The organism is Niallia oryzisoli (genome assembly GCF_043641075.1).
GTDB classification, from domain to species: domain Bacteria; phylum Bacillota; class Bacilli; order Bacillales; family Cytobacillaceae; genus Bacillus_BD; species Bacillus_BD oryzisoli_A.
This window is the reverse complement of record NZ_JBHZRC010000006.1, coordinates 233,518-256,508: the sequence shown is the minus strand read 5'-3', so window position 1 is coordinate 256,508 and position 22,991 is coordinate 233,518. Positions and strand designations below refer to the sequence as shown.

Sequence of the window (22,991 nt, the reverse complement as noted above, 5' to 3'; positions counted from 1 at the left end):
AATAGAGAAAGGTGAAATTGAGCGTAATCAATTTCACCTTTCTCGTTATTTGAAGCTAGTTATGTCCCAGCCTCTTTGTCTAGATATTTATTTGTTTTTGCTATCCTGATAGGCAATCAGGATAACATCTTCACCTTTTTTATTGCTAAGAGTTTTTTGAAGAGCATTTACCTGCTCTATGTCTGTACTGGATAAATTGGCAAAATCGTATTGGTTTTTGTCCATAGTACTCACCTTTCCATTTCATTTAGAGAAAGAATATAATTGATGAACTCGATTCCCTCTGCACTATGGCAAAGAGGGATAAATTAAGTATTTGTTTCTGATAGTTTTTTATGCAAAGTGCTGAACTAGATGATAAGTAAATGAAGCAGAAATAGCTTTGCGGCATAGAATAATCCGATAAACAATGAGGGGATGAAGAAAATGTATTATCATGTTCCTAACATGGATCATTATCGGTATCTTTATGATGCACCAACGATGGATTACTATGAAAGACAGCCTGTGTATTCTCCTTCACTACATGAGCTTGAGCCTGAAAATAACTGCAATTCTTTCCGTAACTATAATGGATTTGGTAATGTAATGAGAAAGGACTTTGGACCAAACCCATTTGTGATTAATATAAATCAAGCATCGAAGGAAAATGATACGTATCGTACGGCACTATGGACAGGAAAACACTTGCAGGTAACATTAATGAGTCTGAAACCAGGTGAGGATATCGGTTTGGAAATCCATCCTGCCGTTGATCAATTTTTACGCATTGAGCAAGGGCATGGAGTTGTACAAATGGGATATAGTAAAAATCGTTTAAACTTTAGAAGAAATGTCAGAGATGACTCAGCGATCATGATTCCTGCTGGAACCTGGCATAATGTAACCAATACAGGTAATATTCCGATGAAGCTTTATTCAATTTATGCTCCACCAAATCATCCATTTGGAACAGTACATGTTACAAAGGCAGCTGCAATGGCTGCAGAGGAAGGTCATGGCCATCATCGCTAGGAAAAGCAGCTTTGTCAGCTGGTTTCAAGTTGTATAGAAGAGTAGGGGGTGCTTAATCGGCAGTCCCTTTATTTTTTGTTAAGGACTAATAAACTAATCAAACCATATTATTCTGGAAAGACTAACCTACATCATTTATAAAGTCATCAAGAAATCTGGAGGTGGGAAAAAATGCCACGAAAGGCTGCAGCGGTTACGGAAGAGAATGATCAGGAAACGAATGAATTAGAGGAACAGGAGGAAGTTAAAGAGGATAACAGGATAGAGGAGGAGATTGATCACCTAAATACCATGCTTGGTGCGGTTCTGCACTATTTATCAGATGATGAAGTAGAGGAGATTGATATTGAATATCTTTTAGAAAATACGGAAGGTCTTCGCGAATGGTGGGATCAGTATAGGGAAAGAAATCGAAAACAAATTGAAGAAGAAATCAGGATTTCACTTAGTGACCTGCCATTGGAAGAACTAGAAAATATCCGAGATCAAATTAAGGAAAAAATGAGTTGAGCTTGGAGGGAAGACTCCAAGCTCTCATATACGTAACGATACTCATTAGTTAAGTTAGGCAGTCTTAACTTCTAAATAGATAATATGATGTCCTTCAATTTGCCGTACTTTAAATAGATGACCGTCTGTTTCTATTTCAGAACCAGCTTTCACATCAAAATTTTGTGAGAGGAACCAGCCGCCAATGGTATCCATTTCTTCATCTGATAAATTCGTTCCCAATAAGTGGTTAACATCATCAATAAGAACCTTTGCAACGATAATAAAATGATTTTCCTTTACTTTACGAATCTCCGGGATTTCGTCTTCATCAAATTCATCTCGTATATCGCCAACTATTTCTTCGAGTATATCCTCAACCGTAACCAATCCGGATGTACCGCCATATTCGTCTATTAGTAATGCAATATGTGTGCGTTCTTTTTGCATTTTGACTAAAAGGTCATGAATCGGAATGGTCTCAATTACGCGGATAATTGGGTGAATAAAAAACTCTAATTTCAAATCTTCGTTATTGTGTCGATTCATAATTTTCGCTGTAAAAAATTCTTTTGCATTGATAAAGCCAAGAACATTATCCTTATCACCGTTTACGACCGGATAGCGGGTGTAATTTTCCTGTTGAATGATTGTCAGAATATTATCATAGGTATGATCAATCGAAATACTGATAATCTCTGTTCGAGGCACCATAATTTCTTTTGCTGTTCTTTCGTCAAATTCAAATATATTGTTTACATACTTTAACTCATTTTTATTAATCTCGCCGCTCTTATAGCTTTCTGAAAGTAAGATACGCAGTTCTTCCTCCGAATGGGCTGCTTCATGTTCAGATGCAGGCTTTAAGCCGAACAGGCCGACCGTTACTCGAGCGGAGCCATTAAGAAACCAAATAAATGGATACATGATGCGGTAGAACAAAATGATCGGACCGGCAAATAAAATCGTTATGGTCTCTGCCTTTTGTATGGCTACTGTTTTAGGTGCCAGTTCACCTATGACAACATGTAAAAAGGTAACGGAAGCAAAAGCAATTCCAAACGATAAAATATGGGTAACCGACTCACTCAAATGAAGGCTTTCGAATAATGGATGCAGCAGCTTTTCCACGGTAGGCTCACCCAACCAGCCAAGGCCTAATGCAGTAACAGTAATCCCCAGCTGACAGGCCGATAAATATTCATCAAGGTGAGAAACAACCTTTTTAGCAGAAAGCGCACCTTTTTTCCCTTCCGCAATGAGCTGATCAATCCTTGATGTTCGGACTTTTACAATAGCAAATTCTGTTGCGACGAAAAAAGCAGTTAAAGCAATAAGCAGTACAATTAAAATGATGTTGATTGTAATCAAATATGTGTCTTACCTGAGTAAGACGTACACCTCCAATAAAGTATAAAAATTTTTGTTAACAACATATACGCAGGGAAAATAATAAGGTTTCATTTTTATTTCATATTTTAATAGAATAGATTTCATATAGGTCAAACGTAAAAAAAACTCACTGTATGTGAGTTTTTTTTACAAAGTAACATTATAACCATGCATCATCAATAGAATTAACTTCTGCAATGGCATAGGCGGCATTTGTAATTGCCTGTGGCAGCGTTTCACCAGTTTCACAAATGTCATTAAAGCAAACCAGGTTACTATCCTTTACTTCATAGGTAAATCCAAATTGTTTTAGACGATCCACTATCATCATGGCATGGTCCAAATTTTGCTCTGGTTGAAATTCGTGGTCATGAATGAACACGCCGTTTTCAAAGTCAAACCATCTGTCCCATCTATTTAATTTCCACCCCATAATTCTCCGTGCAATAATGTCAATTTTATTCATTCTGTGTTACTCCCTTTTTCACTTGATTTTATTATTTTACCATTTTCAAGATTATCATCCTATTAAAATGATTTTATTATTTTAAATTTTTAGATAGAAGCTATTTAAGCAAAAAATAATTTTGAATGAAATAAAATAATTCCTGTTCATTCGTTTGTTTTTAACGAAAGTTACAAATACTAACGAACACAACAAACGGAGGTGAATGGCATGAGGTCGAATCGAAAGGTTAATAAATATCCTTATATAATTTTGGGGATTCTTCACTTCGTCATGCTTCTTTTTACCTTTTATAAAAGTAAAGAAAGAAAAAACCATCTTGTGCTGCTGCTCTCGTTTACTGGATTTGCCTATTTGTTTGAATATATCGTCGTCGCGCTGTTTGATGGTTATGAATACAAGCCTAAATTTCTGAAAGAAAAGCAATTGGACAATATATTTGGCTCCGTACTTTCACAATTTTTTTATGTTCCAACAACAGCTTTATTTATTACAGCCTTTCAACTTGGCTGGAAGGTTAAGCTTTTTTTTAGTCTATTCTTTACATTGATTGAAAGATTGTTTATCACTTTAGGTGTATTTAAAAATAAATGGTGGAAGACACCATATACGTTTGGCTTAATTTTTATATCATTTATCTTTAACGATATTTGGTATAACGCAATCCAAAAAAGAAATTCATATATTTTGTTTTTTTCGTTTTATCATTTAATCCAGGTTACTTGGCATAACATGGTCTATATTTTTGCAGTGATGAGAAAATTTCGCTTTGGTAAAGGGTTGATTTTTTCTTGGAAAGAAAACTTTATTATCTCCCCGCTTATTGGAATCCTTGTATCGCTCATCTTAACATGGTGGTTACAAAAGGAGAATACACTAGCAAAAATTAACAGTCTCTTACTGATGATGCTTGTTGATTTATCGCTCCTAAACAAAAGGATGTTAAAAGTAAAGTCCTTACTAATCTTTCCGGTAAAATACTTTATAATCATGTTTTCGGCCTATCATTATCGAAAATGGGTGTATGGGGACGGTTCTGCTGCTTCCAAATCCTGTAGCAGGTTATGAATAATATCCAAGCATTTCATTTAGTGGTAAAAAGATGTACGTTTGTATTTTTACCTTGACAAAAATAATTAGACTGAATATTATTTATTTATCAATAAATAAATTTATAGTAGGAATGATAATCGTGGCAGCAAAGGAAGACAAAAAAGAACTAATTATCGAGAGTGCTGTAAGAGTTTTTGCGGAAAGGGGGTATTATAAAGCCACAACAGCGATGGTGGCAAAAGCTGCTGGAGTGACGCAGCCCTATGTGTTTCATTTTTTTGAGAATAAGGAAGAGCTGTTCAAGGTTGTCATTGATCGTGCATTTGGAAGGGTTTATGATACTTTTGTGAAAGTGGAGGCGCCTGCGGATCAGCTATTGGAAACAATGGGGCGGGGGTTTGCTGAAATTATTCAAACACACCGTGCTGAGGTATTGATGGTGATGCAGGCTCATACAATTTCTGAACCTGGGATTCGGGAGCATTCTCGTAAGCTGTATCGTAAGATGTTTGAATCCTTAACCATGAAAATGGATCGAGCAGGGGTTCCAAATGCCAAAGTAGAAGCTGCTCGTTTTATTGGTACGGGACTGCTTATTACGCTGGCGGAAGTACTAGAAATACCAGAATTGATTTACGGAGAAAATATGAATTGCTAATTTGTCTAAAAAAGGGAGTTACAAAACTTTCTTTTTTTAGAACGATTATTTATTGATTGATAAATAAATAAATGAAAAAGGAAGAAGAGGTGACACATGTCAATGAAAGTAGATTCTAATTATATGACTTTTTCGGAACGGTCCATCAAGCTATTTAAAGGTGAAAAAGCACTTGTGATTACTGGCATCATGGGGTTTATTCTTGCTTTCTTCATTAAAATAGTCATTTTTGCTCGAGGCCCTATCGTTTTACCTGAAGGCAGTTTAGAAGATGTTTTTTCCTTTAATGCTGCTATCGGGTGCTTTATCCTTTCGATTGCTGCGATATTACCATTGGCACGGTTGAGTAATCGAAAAAGGAAATTTGTTCGTTGGAGCTTTGTTATAGCCAGTCTATACAGCTATAGTATCGAGACCATTCAAAATGTTCGGGGACTTAATCCGCGATTTTCTCAATCAGCAGCTGTAGGTGATCAAATTGCCGGACTTGTGTTTGCTCTTGTATCACTTACAATTGTCATCTTAGGTCTGATGTTGATGATTCAATTTTTTCGTATAAAAACGCCTTTTGAACGTCCCTGGCTTCTATTAGGTACTCGTTATGCCTTTCTTTCAATATTGTTAGCAAATGCAGCAGGTGTGTCGATGATAACGCTGCAGGACCGTTATATCGGGGATTCTGGAAATTTCATTTTGCTTCATGGAATAGGATTTCATGCCTTGCAGACATTAATAATCCCTGCATGGTTAGTCGAAAAAGCACAGGTACATGAGAAAAATAAAAAAAGGCTTGTTCATTATGGAAGCTTAGCCTGGATGATTTCAATCCTTTTCATTGGTTTTCAAACAGCACTTGGCCGGACAGTATTTGAACTTTCAATATTCCCCATTCTTACGGCAATTTTCTTACTCATTTGGCTTGGGACAGCACTTGCAGCAGGTATACTTCATATTAGAAATAAATGGCCAATGATAAACTTGAAGCAAGATACACAAAAAAAGGCAGAGGGTTAGGCTCAAGCTTCTACTCTCTTAATAGCATTGTTTAAGAAAAAGGTAGGAGCAAATGCTTGTGGTATATAACAAAATTTACCATTCAATCATACGTTACTAACTGGTAAATGGAGAGTTGAAGGACTATCATACTGTTTTTACGTTAAAATAAACCGTTCTTCTATTTATTACTGTAGTATTAATAGTACAGAAAAATAGAAAAGGGCGGGATATTTTTGAAAAGGTTATATGGAGTGATGATGCTCCTGCTAGTAGTGATATTAGCTGGGTGCATTAAGTCTGACATTCCAGTCGAGAAAACAAAAGTGGTTGAGGAAACGGTGGAATCCTCAAAGGATCATGAGAAAGCAGCAGAAGACACTGTAGATAAGGAGCAAGTGCTTTGGCCGGATGCATTTCAAAGGAGTAAGGAAGGATTTTCTTTTCCAGCTTCGCTAGCGGTGGCAGAAAATATTCAAAAAGGAATATGGTGGGAGAAAATTGAACATGACCATTTGACGAAAGAGGAGGAGGCCGCAGCGGTTGAAACATTACAAACTGTAATTAAGGGGGATGCCAGCAAGGAAGAGAAGGCGGATCAAATCAAACGATTTGTTGCCGAGACCTATTTTCCAGAGCTGCCTTCAATGTCAACCTATACTCCACGTGGAAAAATAAATTTAGAAGATGTAGAGTCGACTTCTAATATAAAATTAAATGGAAGAGAGCTGAAGGAAAATATTCAGATTGCGATTATCTTAGATGCATCGGGTTCGATGAAGAATGTACAGGATGGGAAGACCCTAATGGAAATGGCAAAAGAGTCTATTGAGGATTTTGCTTCAAACCTGCCTGACAAAGCAAAAGTTTCTTTAACAATCTATGGACACAAGGGGACAGGTTCTGAAGCAGATAAGAAACTTTCATGCAGCAGCATCGAGGAAATCTACCCGCTTTCCACTTATGATGCAGACATTTTTGCGACAGAATTAGAATCTATTGCTCCAAGCGGATGGACATCAATGGCGGCATCACTTACACAGGTCGGTGAAAAACTGGCAGTCGAGAGTAATGAGGAGTCGACGAATGTCATTTATCTTGTTTCAGATGGTAAAGAGACATGTGATGGGAATCCGGTGGAAGCAGCAAAGCAGCTTGCTGACTCAAATATCAACCCTATCATAAATGTAATTGGGCTTGCTGTACAATCAGAGGATGCGAATGAACTGCAAAAAATAGCTGAGAGTGCTGAAGGCCGCTATATTAATGTGAAAAATCAACAGGAGCTTGATAAGGAATTTCAGGAATCAAACAACTCCATTCAGCAATGGATTGATTGGCATAGACAAAATACTAGTGAAGCAATTGATCAATTAATGGAAGATAAACAGCGCCTGATGGACTTAAATGAACAAACAGTGGATAGACTTATGCTATTCCTTCGTCATGCCAAACAGACATTAATGGATTTGAATAAGACGCAGGACCTTGATCAGGAGGTTTATAATATAGTATTTGAGGACTTGGAGAACTTTTATAACACAATGTATAGGGAGAAGGATGAGCTCTATACTGCGAAATTTAAAACAATTGAAGAAACCTATAACAGTACTAAAAGTGAAATAGACGAGACGTATAATAATAATTTTTAATACAAAAAGGACAGGTGGCATTTAATACATGTGCAGCCTGTCCTTTTCTTAATCTCAAAATGGTGTTGTCCGGGGCTTTCGCTTGGTACAATCATCTATAGGCAGGTATTTTGACTAAGAGGGGTTGAAACATGAACGCGAAAGTATACATAACAAGAAAATTACCGGATGAAGTAGTAGAAAGACTGGAGGAGCATTTCCATGTTTCGATGTGGGAGGATGAGGACACAGCAGTCCCATATGAGATATTGAAGGAAGAAATCAAAGAAGCTGACGGTTTATTCTCGACGGTAACAGAAACCATTGATGAGAACTTACTAGAGCAGGCTGAAAAACTAAAAGTCATCAGTACAATGGCGGTTGGCTATAATAACATAGATATTGCAGCGGCAACGAAGCGGAATATAATGGTAGCTCATACACCTGGCGTATTAACAGAAACGACTGCAGACCTTACATTTGCTCTTTTAATGGCTGCTTCTAGAAGATTAATAGAGGCTTCTGATTATTTACGGTCAGGCCAATGGAAAACCTGGTCTCCCTTGCTGTTGACGGGTCAAGATATTTATGGTGCCACAATGGGAATTATCGGCTTTGGAAATATCGGCCAGGCATTGGCTAGAAGAGCTAAGGGTTTTAATATGAATGTGTTGTACTATAATCGTAGTCGCAAGGAAGAGGCTGAAAAAGAGCTAGGTGCGGTTTTTACGGATATGGAAACGTTATTGAAGGAATCGGATTTTGTCTGTATCTTAACGCCTTTAACCGAGGAAACGAAGCATTTGATAGATGAGAAAGAATTAGGACTTATGAAGAAAACAGCCATTTTAATCAACACCGCACGTGGTGAGGTGGTGAATGAGGCTGCATTGTATACAGCCTTGAAGAACGGGCAAATTTTAGCTGCTGGTTTAGATGTCTTTCAACAGGAGCCTATTTCACTGGATCATCCTTTATTGACACTGTCTAACGTTGTCGCCCTACCGCATATCGGAAGTGCCAGTGTCAAAACAAGATTAGCCATGGCCCATTTAGCAGCGAAACAGCTGATCGAAGGGTTACAGGGGAAGATACCTCAGCATCCGGTAAATCCCATGGTGTTCAAATAATGATAAGATGGAAACGCATGTCTATAAGATATGCGTTTTTTAGTTGTGAAGGTTTTGAAAAAGGAAGCAAAAGAACCGTCCCTCTGTAACTTATCTCCTATGACTCTATCTATTATAGGTATAAAATGGAAGTAGGGAGTAGTTTAGGGATAGAAGGGTGGCAGGGTGATGAGGATTGTGTTTGTGTTTGTTGTCATGGTTCATGGGCTGATTCATTCATTAGGGTTTTTAAAGGCTTTTCATTTTGCGGAGCTGAATCAATTAAAATTAGCCATATCAAAGCCAATCGGCATCCTTTGGCTGGTTACTGCGATTTCCTTTTTATTTAGTGTCCTGTTATTTATGACTAATAAAAACTGGTGGTGGATGCCTTCACTGCTTGCTATTTTGCTTTCACAAACGGTCATTAGTTTCTCTTGGCAGGATGCGAAAGTTGGTACAATCGCAAACATCATGATACTTATCGTCACGTTAGCTGGGTATGGATCGTGGCAATTTCATCAGCAGGCAAATAAGGAGATTCAACAATTCTTGTCAGAAGTAAGTATGGAACAAACGAAGTATATTTCTGAACAGGAGCTTAATTCATTGCCAAGCATTGTTCAAAAGTGGCTGCACCAGACTGGAATAGTAGGCAAAGAAGAGATGAAGACCGTCTACCTGAAACAAAGGGGGCAGATGAAATTAAAAACGGACCAGAAGGAATGGTATCGTGCTGAAGCCGAGCAATACGTTAGGATTGAAGAACCAGGATTTATTTGGAAGGTTGATATGAAAATGCTGCCGTTTGTTCATGTAGCAGGAAAGGATCGGTTTCAAGAGGGGAATGGTACAATGACCATGAAAATTGGATCCCTAATCCCAGTTGTAAATGTAGCAGGTAATAAAAAAGTGGATGAATCTTCTTTACAGCGATATTTGCTTGAATTGCCAATATATCCATCTGCAGCACTTCAGCCTTACATTACATGGGAAGAAATGGATGAAAAAACGGCGAAAGCGGCAATGACCTACAAGGGTATTTCGGGGTCGGCCATTTTTCATTTTAATAATCAGGGAGAATTGGTAAAAATAAGTGCACTGCGATACAAGGATTCTGATGAAAAGGCTAAACGAATGGAATGTATCGGGGAAATACAGGATTATGAAATAATGAACGGAATAAAAATACCTGCAAAAATCGATATATCTTGGATGCTTGAGGAAGGGAAATTTACTTGGTATACACTAGAAATTTATGATTATCAGTATAATTTGGGGAAAGGGGACAGGTAATACGCCTGTTCTTTTTTGCTTATGGAGATGAATGAGTTATCAAGAATAACCTTTCAAAATATGGCCGACCAATACAAGCTTCAAATTGATTTCTTAGAAAAAATAATTCAGACGTTAAAGGCGTGAACAAGTGAACAAACACTAATCCGAAAGTTTAACAAGGATAAGTGTTTTTTTGTTTGTATTTAGGTTTTTTTGCCTCCATAAAGGATAAAATGGAAAAATGGAGGAGAGAATGCGGAATAAAGATATCGTTGTTTACATGAAACAATATGCAGCAAATAAAAGAATAAAAGCTCTTTTGCAAAAAATTAATCCCTTATTAGCTCAAAATGAAGAAAATATTCGAGTCCATCTGGATGCACTTGTTAACCAAGTGATTTCTGAGAATGAGTTTCAAGTAATTAATATGAAAATGGAGTTAGGTAAGCTTTGCTTAGATCTAGAAAAAGCAATTCCGGATGGGCATGTAACCATGCTATTTTATTGTCAAAAGGAAAATAAAATTTATCATGGAGCCGCACCAAATTTTCCTGTAGAATTTTTTGACTTTTTTAATGACATTAACGAAAAAAGAGCATTTGGAGAAACATGCGGGTCATGTGGAGCAGCTGTCCATAACCGAGAGGTCGTTGTGACAGACATTCAATCAAGTCCGCTATGGGGTCCATTTCGAGAGCATTTTACTAGATACGGATTTCAAACAGGATGGTCCATCCCTTTTTTTCGAGAGGATGATGTGATTGGAACCTTCGCTATTTACCATAGAACACAAAGAGGGGTAAAAAAGGAAGAAATAGCCCTTGTACAAAAGAAGATAACTCAGTATCAGGAAGCTATTTATTACATGGCTGAGCAAATTGCAGAATAGACATTGGTTGAAAGAGGAGAAGATGAGAGTATGTATCATAACCGTTTACGAGAATTGAGGCTGGAGCAGGGATACACGATGGAGGAGGTTGGCAGGATGATTGGGGTAAAAAAATCGAGCTACGCTTCATATGAATCAAAATACCGCCAGCCGCCACTTGAAAAGCTTAAAAGCTTCTCGAAATTGTACGGTGTTTCAGTTGATTATATCCTTGGTTTAACGGATGAACGGAATGCGGAAGAATCGATGCATATTCGTTTAAGAGAGATTTGCGGTAAAAAAGGTCTTCATTGGGATGGAATGGAGATTCCAGGTGAAGTTCTCAGCCTGCTTGAGAATGTACTAGAGGATGCTGCTAGGAAGTATACAGACCTGTCATACCGTAAGGAGAGTTAAAGATACTTATAGAAAGTATCTTTTTTTTGTTTTTCATGCATGTAAAAAATAGAGATTGAGATACTAAGATTAATGTTCGCTTTCCGTGAACTCGAAGGGAGGGATTAGATGTCATTTTGGCAAAAAAAGAAGCAATCTAATCAGGAAGATCATCTAACGAGTGAAACGAAAAGAATTAATACGAGTATTGAGGATAATATTAAGTATCTTAATAAAATATTAAAAAACGATATTGATTTTTCAATAAGGAAATTTCTTATAGGAAAGGTACGTCCGGCAGCTGTTGTGTATATTGACAGTTTAGCGGATAAGGAGATTATTAATCGCGATATCATACGGCCATTACAGGAACATGATGAGTTAGAGGCCATTGAACAGCAAGAGAAAAGTCAGTCACTATCACAATGGTTTTTTGACGAAGTCCTATATCATTGTGGTGGAAGCATAGCAGATGATTGGAAAAGCGTTCAGGACGGCCTGCTGCATGGTGCTACGGTTGTGTTAATTGATGGGGAAAAGAATGTCCTTCTACTTGATTCCTATAAACCAGAAAAGCGCGGAATACAACAGCCTGAGACTGAACGAGTGATTAGAGGACCGAGGGATGGTTTTATTGAGCAGCTGACTACAAATGTTTCCCTATTACGCTATCGCCTCCCAATCCTGAATTTCGTGTGGAACCAATGGAAGTGGGGGAGAGGACGAAGACGAGAGTCGCACTATGCTATATCGATAACATTGTCAGTCCGGAGCTTTTGGAGGAAGTAAAAAAAAGAATTCAAGATATCAAAATTGACCGAATTCTAGATGCGGGATATATTGAACAGTTTATCCAGGATAATCCCCGTTCTCCGTTTCCGCAGGTACAAAATACGGAGCGTCCGGATAAAGCAGCGGGTAATATTTTAGAAGGACGAATTACTATTTTAGTAGATGGTTCATCCTCAAGTCTTATTGTGCCATCTGTTTTTAATCAGTTTTACCATACGAGTGAAGATTACAATGAACGATGGCTGATCACATCAATCACTCGTGTGATCCGTTTTATGGCTCTTATCTTCTCATTGACCTTTTCTTCGTTTTATATAACGGTTCTATCGTATAACCCTGAAATGATTCCGGCTAAGTTTGTGGTAGCTGCTGCAAGTGGCCGTGCCGGTGTTCCCTTTCCCGTTGTGGTAGAGGTATTCCTCATGGAGGTAGCAATGGAGATTTTACGAGAGGCTACTGTCCGAATGCCCCAACAGGTAGGTGGTGCCTTATCCATTGTCGGCGTTCTTGTCATTGGTCAAGCAGCTGTAATGGCGGGATTTGTTAGTCCCATCACAGTGGTTATCATCGCAATGTCAACAATTGGTTCCTTTGCAACACCCTCCTATAATGCGGCAACAGCCTTTCGAATGCTGCGATTTCCATTGATTCTCTTATCAGGAGCCTTTGGGTTATTAGGTCTGGCTACAGGATTGATGTTTGTTATGAATCATATGCTGTCATTACGTTCATTTGGTGTACCCTATTTGGCACCTGTGACTCCTGGCAATTACCAAGGATTTAAGGATTCTCTTATCCGGGCACCACTTGACTGGCTGCGAAATCGTCCGGCTCTATTACATCCGCAAAATATCAAAAGGGTAGACGGTGAAATCAATGAGAATCCTAAAGTTGGAAGGAAGGGAGGCAATTCAAATGAACAATAGGGATGTCGTTACTCCCGTTCAACTAGCCACGATTATCATCAGTTCTATATTAGGTGTGGCCATGCTCGCTCTTCCACGGTTTGTGGTACGAGGAGCGGGATTTGGAGCCCCTTTTGCCAGTTTAGTAGGAGTATTAATCGCTTTTATCGGTTTGCTGGCAATCGTTTTTTTAGGCAAAAGGTTTCCACAGCATACAGTCATTGGATATAGTGAAAAGCTCTTAGGGAAGGCAATCGGGAGGTGTTTTAGTGCACTGATTATTGTGTTTTTTGCTATTGTCACTGGACTGGAAACCAGGCAATATGCCGAAATTGTTGCCGGTGCTTTAATGCCAAATACCCCGATCCAAATCGCGATTTTTTTTATGCTGCTACTATGTGCGACAACCGGGTTTCAAAAGGTGGCAACCTTTGCCTATATTCATTTTTTCTATATGCCGCTTATCATGTTTCCAATCTTTCTCGTATTAATTCCTGCTTTTCAGGATATCGAAATCTATCATGTTACACCCATATTAGGGAACAACCCAACCTTGAAGGAATTTATGAGCGGCGGGATTATTGTGAAACAAGCAGTATTAAACTTTTTTGTGATATCAATGGTTATTCCTTTTATGAAGGAACCGAATAAATGTGTAAAAAGTGGAATATGGGGTTATTGGATTGCATGTTTCTTTGTGGTGTTCATTATTACCATGACATTAGCTGTTTTCGGAGAAGAAGAGCTTCAGCAATCGTTTTGGCCAGTCCTCGTACTTGGGCGAATGGTCCATATTCCTGCACAGGTCTTGGCCCGAATAGATGCCATCCTTCATATCTCATGGATTTATGGTACGTTCACCACTTTATTGTCTTTTTATTTTGTGGTTGTCAGAGGGGTAAGTGAGTTATTTAAATCGGAACATTACCGGCTCATTTCCCTAATCGGCTTTCCTATTATGTTTGCCATTGCTATGTTCCCAGAGGATATTTATGAAATGTACGATCTAATTTTACAAATAACCTTTTATGGAATCTTTCTTACAATCGTTTATCCTGTTTTCCTACTAGTTGTTTCATTGCTGCGTAAGAAAGAGGGAGAAACGGTATGAGGAGAACACTACATATTATCTTGATGATATTCCTTATCTTACTTTTAACAGGCTGCTGGGATCGGTATGAGTTAGAGGATCGTGCCAATATATTAGGAATTGCTATTGACTTGGCACAGGAAAAGGATTTAAGTGATGAACCAGAAGTCACTCACCGTAAGGGTCATTTTCCAATTAAAAAAAGAGAAACACTATATAAGGTTACGGCTCAAATTGCCGTTCCTGGAAAAATTAAATTAGGTCCTGAAGGAGGAGGAGGCCAGGGTTCTGAAAAGACGGCATGGGTACTTGAAACATTTGGTCATACGATGAAGGATGCTATGTCAAATCTCCAGCAGCAATTAGCTGAAAAGCTTTATTTGGGTCATTTACAGATAGTAGTCGTTTCAGATGAAATTGCAAAACGGGGCTTGTCGGAAATTAATGATTATTTAAGGCGGGACTATGAGGTAAGAAGGACCGCGTGGATGATTGTTAATGAAAAAGACGCATCAAAGGTCATGAAATCCGCTCCACCGATTGAAACGGTCCCATCAATCTATCTATCAAGCACGTTAGACCATGCTGTTCGTTTTGGTAAGCTTCCCCGAGAATATCTTGGGAAATTTTGGACAGATATATCGGACGATGGTGTCAATGCCATCTTGCCAACTGTAAAAGTGATTGAAAATGATCGTATTCTGGTTGACGGTCTTGCATTTTTCAAGGATGCGAAGCTGGTTGGACGCACGTCATCAATTGAAATAGGTGCCTATATGGGCATGAAGGAAAAAAGTCCAGGAGGTTATTCGATTGCGGTGTCATTGGATAATGGTCGTGGTGTTTATTTTATTCAATCACAAAAAAGAAATCCAGATATTAAAGTGAAGGTAAAAAATGGAGTACCAAGTGCTAGCATACATGTGAAGGTAGATGCAGTCGTAGATGAAGAGGTAAATACGAATAGATTAAACACGAAAAATCTTAAGAAGCTTGAGCAAGCAGCGAATAATAAAAGTGAAGAGATATGTCGGGAGCTGCTTAAAAAGGTCCAGAAAGAGGGATCAGATGTATTGGGGCTGGGAGCGAGAATTAGAGCGAAGTATGGGGAGTATTGGGATCAAGAAATCAAAACGGAAGAAAGATGGTCAGAGGTATATAAGGAAATGGATATTAAGGTAACTGTTGACTATCACATAAAAAGAGCGGGAATGGAATGGAATTAATAATATTAATGAAGAAACTAGTTTCTAGCAGGAGCTAGTTTTTTTGTGAAGTGGTAACACTGCTTTTGTATGAATAATAGGAACTACCTCCTATCTAGAATAAGAATACAAGGTGATATCTTTTATAAAGCAATTCACGGAAAATAAGGACAAGAAAAGTTCATTGGGGAATACGAATTTGGGGGAATTTAAACATGCGAAAATTAACATGGTTCAATCATAAAAGAAAAAATGTAAATGTGGACTCTTTACTAGTATACAATCCGAGCCCTGCTACAGCTATACATGAAATTGATACGGTAAAAAGTATACTGTTCTACTTAGTGAGGCTTTCTAACTATATGATTGAACAGACTTCAATCCATCAATCCCGATTTAATAGTGTATGGAAATCATTAGCTGTAGGAAACAAAAGGGGAGATGCACTTACAAAGGAAATTGGGATTCCTAGTGGGTTTGAAGCAGTAACGGGATTTGACTCTGAACATTTTACTGATGAGGACTCTTGGGAAGCTATTATACATGAGGCTGATTATCAAGCCTATCTGGAAGAAATCGCAAAGCTAGCAGAGGTCGGAAGCATGAGTCATAAATACCGTGTGATTGATAAAAATGGAGACGTGATCTGGGTTCAAGATAGAATTCTACCTATCTATCAGTTTGAAGCGGATTGTTTCCAACTCGAAAGAATAGTAACAAATATTTCAATTCAAAAAGAATTTGAAGACAGCATGAAACACGAATTAGTAAAACGAAAGTAAGTAGAATCTATCACATTATTTTTATTAGGAAAGGTTGATGTAAATTGCCAAAAACGATACTAATAGCAGATGACTCTGTTTTTATGAGGAAGTGGTTAAAGGATATCCTGAGGGAGAGCAGATATAACGTTATTTCTGAAGCGAAGGATGGCTATGAAGCGATCCAAAACTATAAGCTGTTTGCTCCTGACATTGTTTTAATGGATATCACAATGCCTAACCTGGATGGTATTGATGCACTAAAAGAAATCAAGGCGTACGATTCAGCCGCAACGGTCATCATGTGTACGGCAATGGGTCATAAAAGGATGATTCTGGATGCTCTTAATAATGGAGCCAGTGATTTTATTATTAAACCTAATTTTGCCAACCTCATCCCAGTATTGCAAAAGATTGGGTGAATTCCGAAATTTATAGATACTTTCTATATATAATCAATAATTCTGCAGTATTAAACCATAAATTAACTCTATCCAATTTCCTAGATTATGCTATTCTAGTATATAGAAAATACTATATACATAGTGGGAACGAGGTTAAAAGTGTGAATATCGATGAACCTATTAATATTCTCCTAGTAGATGATCGAGCTGAAAATCTATTAGCTCTAGAAGCGATTATTGAACATGAGGATTACAACTTAATTAAAGCCTATTCAGGTGAAGAAGCATTAAAATACCTATTAAAATATGAATTTGCTGCGATTTTATTAGATGTGCAAATGCCGGGAATGGATGGATTTGGAACAGCAAAGATCATCAAGACAAGAGAAAAAACAAAAAATATTCCAATTCTATTTATAACCGCTAATAATATGGATTCTGAGCATATTTTCATGGGTTATTCAGTAGGGGCAATTGATTATCTGCTCAAGCCCTTTGATCCTTTTATTCTAAAATCAAAGGTTGAAGGCTTTGTGGAATTATATAAAATAAAGCAAAAATTAATCCAGCAAGCCGAGGCACTCAAAGAAAAGAATCGAATCATCGAACACATGGCCTTTCATGATGGACTGACAGATTTGCCAAATAGACGAAAATTTAATGATCAATTAATCTTTTATATAAATGAAGCAAGACGAAAGAATCAATCATTAGGGATTCTCTACTTGGATATGGATCGGTTTAAGTATGTAAACGATTCTCTCGGTCATATCATAGGAGACAAAATGCTGCAGGAAATTGCCACTCGATTGGCAGGTTTATTAAGTGAAGGGGACTTACTTGCGCGAGTGGACGGCGATGAATTCAACATCATTTTGCCTGAATCAGATCGGGAGAGCTCTTTGATGGTTGCCGAGAGTATTGTGGAAGCATTTAAAGAACCCTTTTATATTGATAAATATGAGCTATTTATGACATCATCGATTGGATTAAGTATTTTTCCATATGATGGGGAAGATTCACTTTCCTTAATCAAGAATGCAGACGCGGCTTTACGCCGAGCGAAGGAACTAGGAAAGAATAAATACAAGGTATTTCATACTGGATTGAATCTCAATTCATATCGCAGCTTTCAAATGAGAAACGATTTACGAAAGGCAATTGAAAGAGAAGAATTGGTTCTTGTCCTTCAGCCAAGAGTGGATATGGAGTCTAGCCTTGTACTAAGCGCTGAAGCTTTGTTACGGTGGAATCACCCAAGCTGGGGAACGATTTCTTCTGAAGAGTTTCTTCCAATGGCAGAAGAAAATGGACAGATTCTTGAGATTGGTCAATGGGTTTTGAGAAAGGTTTGTGGACAAATAACAAGTTGGATCAAAAAGGAACTAAATCCAGTTCGAATTGCGTTCAAAGTGAACGCGCAAGTCTTTTTACAAAACAATCTTATCGAGAGCTTCTACAAGATCTTATTGGAGACCGGCATAAGTTCCGAACTTTTAGAGGTGGAGATTACCGAGTCTGATATTTTGAAAAATGAAGATTCAATCATTCCTAAATTGCTGCAGCTGCGAAATATGGGAGCACGTGTGATTCTCGATGATTTTGGGACGGGCTATTCGTCATTAAATTATTTAAGACGTTTTCCAGTTGATATGATAAAAATTGATAAATCCTTTATTCAGGATATTTCAGAGAATCATCACCAAAGTCAAATTCTTATCGAATCGATTACTTCTTTGGCAAATAAACTTCAGCTATCGGTTATAGCTGAAGGGGTAGATACACTTGAACAACTGAAACTACTAAAGAACTATCATTGTCAAGAGTACCAGGGCAATTTATTTAGCCGACCGGTTTTACCAGCAGATTTTGAAAGATTTTTATTACATGGCAGTGAAAATTCCATTCAAAGAGAAGAAAATAAGCATGTTGTAAACCTTCCCAATAACATTCTGGGTTCAGCAAACCCGGTTCTCCCAAATCAGGATAAAGATTTCAAACAAGAAATTATTGAGGCTGCACTTATTCATATGAAGGATCAATTTAAAATTTCTTCACGTGAAATGGATGTATTTACATGTATTATCAGTGGCAAAAGCAATAAAGAGATTTCAGAGCAGCTATTCATAAGCGAACATACTGTCAAAAATCATATTACAAAAATTCTTCAAAAGTTACATGTAGCAGATCGAGTGCAAGCCATTTCGATGGTCTATGAATTTTGCATTAAAGAAGGGGAGAACTTCTACACTAAATTCAATCAAGCAAACGTAAAACCAGAAAGGGCCTAATAATGAAAATCAAAACAAAGCTTTTATTGGCATTATGTACTTTACCTGTTCTCCTAGTCATTCTTATTGGCATTGGGTTGGTACAAAATTCAGATCTCAGTAAAACAACCCGTGCCATACAAACAAACTACCAGCTATCTTCTACTGCAGGACAAATTCATACGGATGTAAAAAATGCCGGAATACGTATTCGAAACCTAGTGATTTTTACAAATGAAGCAGCACTGCAGAAGGAGTTAACCACGTTAAAATCAACAAGGGATGAAATGAAGCAAGATATTCGTTTTCTAGAATCGAATACAAAAACAGCTGAACAAAAAGAGCTGGTTTCGAGTTTAAAACAGACAAACAATGAGTTTAATTTATACCAGGATGAAGTCATTGCCGCTGTTTCCCAGGGGGATAAAGAAAAAGCACTTGCCTTAATTAATGAAAGCTCTGCGGAGATTCATGAAGAATTTTTCCAAGTTATTTCTGGAATTACCTCCACCTTTAGTTCAAACCTGGAATCATCCATCACAACCATGTTAAAGGACTTTCAGAGAGAAATTATAATAGGTGTAGTGATATTAGCAATAGTGATAATTCTTATCATAAGTATTCTGTTTCGAAATATCCGTACAATAACAACTCGTTTGAATGCTATGTCTAAGATTATGAGTGATGTAGCAAATGGAAATGCCGACTTAAGTACGAAGCTGGATATCCAATCAAATGATGAGATGGATGAAGTGGCTATTTCTTTTAATCAAATGACCGAATCACTAGAAATGCAGAAGAAAAAGGAACAAGAGCTATTATGGATAAAAGCAAATATTGCTGACATAACAACAAGCTTAAATGGTTCACATGACTTAAAAACATTGGGAAGTCAGTTCCTATCAAAAGTTGTGCCATTAGTTGAATCGAGTCATGCTGTATTCTATGTAAAGGATCTTAACGAGCAAAATCAGCCGGTCTATCAGCTTCTTTCTACCTATGCTTTTAAGGAGAGGAAACATCTATCGAATACGATTCGTTCTGGTGAAGGGCTTATCGGGCAAGCAATTTTTGAAAAAACACCTATTATTTTGACTGAAGTACCTTCCGATTATGTTCGTGTATCCTCTGGTTTAGGTGAAGCACCTCCCCTAAATTTATATGTCCTGCCTATCCTTTTTGAGGGAGATGTTAAAGCGGTTTTAGAGATTGCCTCCTTTAAACCATTTAGTGAAGCACAGCAAGCTTTCCTAGAAGAGCTTATTAATGGGGTAGGTATTATCCTTGAAAGTGTGATGGCCAGTATTCAATTAGCCAAAACACTGGAGGAGTCACAAAGATTAATGGAGGAAATCCAGGCTCAGTCGGAAGAATTGCAAAATCAGCAGGAGGAACTGAGAGCGACAAATGAAGAGCTCGAGGAACAAACGCAGGCGCTAAGACAGTCGGAGGAAAAACTCCAAATGCAGCAGGAGGAGCTTGAACAAGCAAATGCGGATTTAGAAGAAAAGGCGAAAGACTTGGAAGAACAGAACAAGAGGTTTGAACGAACGAATCGAGAAGTAGAAAAGGCAAGAGCGGAGCTGGAAACGAAAGCGAAGGAGCTCGCTTTAAGTTCGAAATATAAAACAGAATTCCTTGCCAATATGTCCCATGAGCTTCGAACACCGTTAAACAGTTTATTAATTCTATCCAAGCTATTAGCTGATAATGGAGAAGGCAATTTAACCTCTAAGCAAGTCGAATTCTCTAAAACAATCTATTCCTCTGGTCATGACTTATTAATACTGATTAATGATATTTTGGATTTAGCAAAAATCGAGTCAGGAAAAACGCAGACCCATTTGAGTGACGTGATGCTAACAGATATTGCAGGCTTTGTTGAAGCTAGCTTTAGACCAATTGCCAATGAGAAGAATTTGAATTTCTCTATTAGCTTAAAGGAAGGAGTGCCGCATTCCATCTATAGTGATGGAGCTCGAATTCAGCAAGTATTAAAAAATCTGTTATCAAATGCCTTTAAGTTTACGGAGGAAGGCGAAGTCTGTCTTGAAATTGGATTAGATTCAAAAGCTGATAAACCAAACAGAGTTGTATTCACTGTTAGAGATACAGGGATTGGGATATCAAAGAACAAGCAGGATTTAATTTTCGAAGCCTTTCAACAGGCAGATGGTACCACAAGTCGTAAATATGGAGGAACAGGCTTAGGGTTGTCCATTAGCAGAGAACTTGCTGTTTTATTAGGCGGGCAAATTGTTGTGGAAAGTGAAACAGGGAAGGGAAGCTCGTTTGCCTTTTATGTTGGTGATTATAAAGAAACGATTATGCCTGTAGAGGCAATTGCTGCTAATGGGGCGGCTGCAGCCATGGAACAATTAGCCGATACGGAAAGAGAATCCAGCCACAAAGAGCCATATTTTGAACCAGAACAGTCAGAAGAAGAAAATCATATTAAAAGACTCCTGCTGGTGGATGACGATATGTGGCAGCGAAGCAGTATCATGGAGCTAATAGGGGATATGGACGTCATTATCAAAGCGGTATCAACAGGCAATGAGGCAATAGAAGAATTAAAGGTGAACAGCTTTGATTGTATGATTCTTGATTTAGGTTTAACAGATACAAGCGGATTTGATTTATTAGAAAAATTAAAGGAAACGGAGCATCTCCAAAAAGTAAAAATCATTATTTATACTGGACGAGATTTAACGTCAAAAGAGGAAATTCAATTAAGAAAGTATACTCAAACGATTATCATCAAGAATGAGCACTCTCCGCAGCGGTTAAAGGAAGAGCTTGAATTATTTATCCAGGAAACGCAAGTGACGGAGAGTAGGAACGATGAGCCGCATAATATGGAAGTGAGTACACCGTCCGGTCTGCAAGGTAAGAAGGTTCTGCTTGTTGATGATGATGTCCGTAATGTATTCGCCCTTTCCAGTATTCTTGAGATGAATGGTATGGAAGTTGTATTTGCAGAAAATGGCATTGAAAGTCTTGAAATCCTGCAGCAAAGTCCGGGTATTGAGTTGGTATTGATGGATATTATGATGCCTGAAATGGATGGATATGAGGCAATTAGAAGAATAAGAGCGATGAATCGATTCATGGAGCTGCCAATTATTGCTTTGACAGCTAAAGCGATGAAAAACGATCGCGAGAAATGCTTAGAGGCTGGAGCATCGGATTATATTGTCAAACCGATCAATCCTGATCAATTGATTTCATTAATGAAGGTTTGGTTATATCAATAAGAAGGGAAATTGTGTGTGAATGATCGATTCAATGGATACAAGTATTTTGTCAACACATGAAAATTCTGAGAGCGAATTGGAGAAGATTGAAATTGGATTGCTATTAAAAGGCCTGTATGATTGGTGCGGGTATGACTTTCGTAATTATGCCTATCATTCCATTAGAAGGAGAATCTGGCATAGAGTACATGCGGAAAGGCTAACTAGTATTACCGGACTGCTTGATAAAATTCTCCATGATTCTGCATGTTTACAAAGGTTGATCGCTGACTTTTCCATCAACGTGACAGAGATGTTTCGTGATCCTATCTTTTTCAAGGAATTTAGAGAAAAGGTTGTGCCTTTATTACGAACGTATCCATCGATTCGAATTTGGCATGCAGGCTGCTCAACAGGGGAAGAGGTATACTCGATGGCCATGCTGCTTCATGAAGAAGGGTTGTATGAACATACGAAATTATATGCAACAGATATCAATCCCAATGTCCTGAAGACAGCAAAGAACGGGATATTTTCTTTAGAGAATATGAGGAAGTACACGAATAATTATATACAGGCTGGAGGCAAGAGGGCCTTTTCCGACTATTATAGCGTTACAAAAAATGGTGTGAAGTTTGACTCGTTTCTTTCGAAGAACATCGTATTTGCTCAGCATAATCTTGTTTCAGACCGTTCCTTTAATACGTTTCATGTGATCCTGTGCAGAAATGTGTTGATTTATTTTAATAAAACGTTACAAAAGAAAGTGCATGAGCTCTTTTATGATAGTCTTGGTATGTTTGGCATACTTGGCCTTGGTGATAAAGAAACACTCTATTATACAGAAATGAATGATTTATACGAAGAAATCAGCAGAAAGCAGAAGCTGTATAAGAAAATGAAATAAAAAGCAAAGGCTGTCCTATCAGTTATCAAGCATCCACATTTACCTATTCTAGAGCCAGTTTACGCGAAGTGAGA

20 protein-coding genes and 1 pseudogene are annotated in these 22,991 nt (G+C 37.9%); 18 read left to right on the top strand and 3 right to left on the bottom strand.

Annotated features, from left to right (window positions below):
* Positions 1 to 87 precede the first annotated feature (87 nt).
* On the bottom strand, positions 88 to 225 hold the full coding sequence (locus ACHUFV_RS18030; RefSeq protein WP_394236561.1) for a hypothetical protein: 138 nt from the start codon (positions 223 to 225) through the stop codon (positions 88 to 90).
* Between the two features lie 201 nt (positions 226 to 426).
* Here ACHUFV_RS18030 and ACHUFV_RS18025 point away from each other — a divergent pair, with 201 nt between their 5' ends.
* Together ACHUFV_RS18025 and ACHUFV_RS18020 are read left to right on the top strand one after the other, a co-directional pair.
* Entirely contained in the window at positions 427 to 1,014 is a 588-nt protein-coding gene (locus tag ACHUFV_RS18025; RefSeq protein WP_394236559.1) for a cupin domain-containing protein, read from the top strand.
* A 171-nt stretch (positions 1,015 to 1,185) separates the two neighbouring features.
* Complete coding sequence (locus ACHUFV_RS18020) at positions 1,186 to 1,524, top strand: hypothetical protein (RefSeq protein ID WP_394236557.1); 339 nt, start codon at positions 1,186 to 1,188, stop codon at positions 1,522 to 1,524.
* 54 nt (positions 1,525 to 1,578) lie between these two features.
* Here ACHUFV_RS18020 and ACHUFV_RS18015 read toward each other — a convergent pair whose 3' ends face one another.
* Both ACHUFV_RS18015 and ACHUFV_RS18010 read right to left on the bottom strand, forming a co-directional pair.
* Positions 1,579 to 2,874 (bottom strand): hemolysin family protein, encoded by a 1,296-nt coding sequence (locus ACHUFV_RS18015; RefSeq protein ID WP_394236555.1) that lies wholly within the window; start codon positions 2,872 to 2,874, stop codon positions 1,579 to 1,581.
* A 181-nt stretch (positions 2,875 to 3,055) separates the two neighbouring features.
* Positions 3,056 to 3,361 (bottom strand): BC1872 family protein, encoded by a 306-nt coding sequence (locus tag ACHUFV_RS18010; RefSeq protein WP_394236554.1) that lies wholly within the window; start codon positions 3,359 to 3,361, stop codon positions 3,056 to 3,058.
* Positions 3,362 to 3,571: 210 nt separating this feature from the next.
* Here ACHUFV_RS18010 and ACHUFV_RS18005 point away from each other — a divergent pair, with 210 nt between their 5' ends.
* The 16 genes and pseudogenes from ACHUFV_RS18005 (at position 3,572) to ACHUFV_RS17930 (ending at position 22,917) form a co-directional block, all read left to right on the top strand.
* Complete coding sequence (locus ACHUFV_RS18005; protein ID WP_394236552.1) at positions 3,572 to 4,429, top strand: hypothetical protein; 858 nt, start codon at positions 3,572 to 3,574, stop codon at positions 4,427 to 4,429.
* A gap of 124 nt (positions 4,430 to 4,553) precedes the next feature.
* Positions 4,554 to 5,072 (top strand): TetR/AcrR family transcriptional regulator, encoded by a 519-nt coding sequence (locus tag ACHUFV_RS18000; protein ID WP_394236550.1) that lies wholly within the window; start codon positions 4,554 to 4,556, stop codon positions 5,070 to 5,072.
* Between the two features lie 96 nt (positions 5,073 to 5,168).
* The gene (locus tag ACHUFV_RS17995; RefSeq protein ID WP_394236548.1) at positions 5,169 to 6,086 is read left to right on the top strand and encodes a hypothetical protein; all 918 of its coding nucleotides are present in this window, start codon (positions 5,169 to 5,171) and stop codon (positions 6,084 to 6,086) included.
* 215 nt (positions 6,087 to 6,301) lie between these two features.
* Positions 6,302 to 7,717, top strand: a complete 1,416-nt coding sequence (locus ACHUFV_RS17990) for a vWA domain-containing protein (RefSeq protein ID WP_394236546.1) — start codon at positions 6,302 to 6,304, stop codon at positions 7,715 to 7,717.
* Positions 7,718 to 7,848: 131 nt separating this feature from the next.
* Positions 7,849 to 8,826, top strand: coding sequence for a 2-hydroxyacid dehydrogenase (locus ACHUFV_RS17985; RefSeq protein WP_394236544.1), 978 nt, complete (start codon positions 7,849 to 7,851; stop codon positions 8,824 to 8,826).
* Between the two features lie 168 nt (positions 8,827 to 8,994).
* A complete protein-coding gene (locus ACHUFV_RS17980; protein ID WP_394236542.1) occupies positions 8,995 to 10,101 on the top strand; it encodes a DUF6920 family protein in 1,107 nt (368 codons plus the stop codon).
* A 235-nt stretch (positions 10,102 to 10,336) separates the two neighbouring features.
* Positions 10,337 to 10,972 (top strand): GAF domain-containing protein, encoded by a 636-nt coding sequence (locus tag ACHUFV_RS17975; RefSeq protein WP_394236540.1) that lies wholly within the window; start codon positions 10,337 to 10,339, stop codon positions 10,970 to 10,972.
* A gap of 3 nt (positions 10,973 to 10,975) precedes the next feature.
* Positions 10,976 to 11,368 (top strand): helix-turn-helix domain-containing protein, encoded by a 393-nt coding sequence (locus ACHUFV_RS17970; RefSeq protein ID WP_394236538.1) that lies wholly within the window; start codon positions 10,976 to 10,978, stop codon positions 11,366 to 11,368.
* Between the two features lie 108 nt (positions 11,369 to 11,476).
* Positions 11,477 to 13,065: pseudogene (locus ACHUFV_RS17965) on the top strand (spore germination protein).
* Positions 13,055 to 14,155, top strand: coding sequence for a GerAB/ArcD/ProY family transporter (locus tag ACHUFV_RS17960; RefSeq protein WP_394236537.1), 1,101 nt, complete (start codon positions 13,055 to 13,057; stop codon positions 14,153 to 14,155). The pseudogene ACHUFV_RS17965 and the gene ACHUFV_RS17960 overlap by 11 nt, the downstream one beginning before the upstream one ends.
* A complete protein-coding gene (locus tag ACHUFV_RS17955) occupies positions 14,152 to 15,360 on the top strand; it encodes a Ger(x)C family spore germination protein (protein ID WP_394236535.1) in 1,209 nt (402 codons plus the stop codon). Before ACHUFV_RS17960 ends, ACHUFV_RS17955 begins: the two co-directional genes overlap by 4 nt.
* A 194-nt stretch (positions 15,361 to 15,554) precedes the next feature.
* On the top strand, positions 15,555 to 16,121 hold the full coding sequence (locus tag ACHUFV_RS17950; RefSeq protein WP_394236534.1) for a PAS domain-containing protein: 567 nt from the start codon (positions 15,555 to 15,557) through the stop codon (positions 16,119 to 16,121).
* A 44-nt stretch (positions 16,122 to 16,165) separates the two neighbouring features.
* Positions 16,166 to 16,522, top strand: a complete 357-nt coding sequence (locus ACHUFV_RS17945) for a response regulator (protein ID WP_394236532.1) — start codon at positions 16,166 to 16,168, stop codon at positions 16,520 to 16,522.
* A 143-nt stretch (positions 16,523 to 16,665) separates the two neighbouring features.
* Positions 16,666 to 18,795, top strand: coding sequence for an EAL domain-containing protein (locus ACHUFV_RS17940; protein WP_394236530.1), 2,130 nt, complete (start codon positions 16,666 to 16,668; stop codon positions 18,793 to 18,795).
* A gap of 2 nt (positions 18,796 to 18,797) precedes the next feature.
* Entirely contained in the window at positions 18,798 to 22,031 is a 3,234-nt protein-coding gene (locus ACHUFV_RS17935; protein WP_394236528.1) for a response regulator, read from the top strand.
* 31 nt (positions 22,032 to 22,062) lie between these two features.
* Positions 22,063 to 22,917, top strand: coding sequence for a CheR family methyltransferase (locus ACHUFV_RS17930; protein WP_394236526.1), 855 nt, complete (start codon positions 22,063 to 22,065; stop codon positions 22,915 to 22,917).
* Positions 22,918 to 22,991: the final 74 nt, after the last annotated feature.

Excerpts from the sequence above, each read along its gene's own strand:
- ACHUFV_RS18005 (WP_394236552.1), top strand. The coding sequence starts at position 3,572 with ATGAGGTCGAATCGAAAGGTTAATAAATATCCTTATATAATTTTGGGG.
- ACHUFV_RS17980 (WP_394236542.1), top strand. The coding sequence starts at position 8,995 with ATGAGGATTGTGTTTGTGTTTGTTGTCATGGTTCATGGGCTGATTCAT.
- ACHUFV_RS18020 (WP_394236557.1), top strand. The coding sequence starts at position 1,186 with ATGCCACGAAAGGCTGCAGCGGTTACGGAAGAGAATGATCAGGAAACG.
- ACHUFV_RS17960 (WP_394236537.1), top strand. The coding sequence starts at position 13,055 with ATGAACAATAGGGATGTCGTTACTCCCGTTCAACTAGCCACGATTATC.
- ACHUFV_RS17985 (WP_394236544.1), top strand. The coding sequence starts at position 7,849 with ATGAACGCGAAAGTATACATAACAAGAAAATTACCGGATGAAGTAGTA.
- ACHUFV_RS17930 (WP_394236526.1), top strand. The coding sequence starts at position 22,063 with ATGGATACAAGTATTTTGTCAACACATGAAAATTCTGAGAGCGAATTG.
- ACHUFV_RS17935 (WP_394236528.1), top strand. The coding sequence starts at position 18,798 with ATGAAAATCAAAACAAAGCTTTTATTGGCATTATGTACTTTACCTGTT.
- ACHUFV_RS17975 (WP_394236540.1), top strand. The coding sequence starts at position 10,337 with ATGCGGAATAAAGATATCGTTGTTTACATGAAACAATATGCAGCAAAT.
- ACHUFV_RS17955 (WP_394236535.1), top strand. The coding sequence starts at position 14,152 with ATGAGGAGAACACTACATATTATCTTGATGATATTCCTTATCTTACTT.
- ACHUFV_RS18025 (WP_394236559.1), top strand. The coding sequence starts at position 427 with ATGTATTATCATGTTCCTAACATGGATCATTATCGGTATCTTTATGAT.
- ACHUFV_RS17995 (WP_394236548.1), top strand. The coding sequence starts at position 5,169 with ATGTCAATGAAAGTAGATTCTAATTATATGACTTTTTCGGAACGGTCC.
- ACHUFV_RS18010 (WP_394236554.1), bottom strand. The coding sequence starts at position 3,361 with ATGAATAAAATTGACATTATTGCACGGAGAATTATGGGGTGGAAATTA.
- ACHUFV_RS17950 (WP_394236534.1), top strand. The coding sequence starts at position 15,555 with ATGCGAAAATTAACATGGTTCAATCATAAAAGAAAAAATGTAAATGTG.
- ACHUFV_RS18030 (WP_394236561.1), bottom strand. The coding sequence starts at position 225 with ATGGACAAAAACCAATACGATTTTGCCAATTTATCCAGTACAGACATA.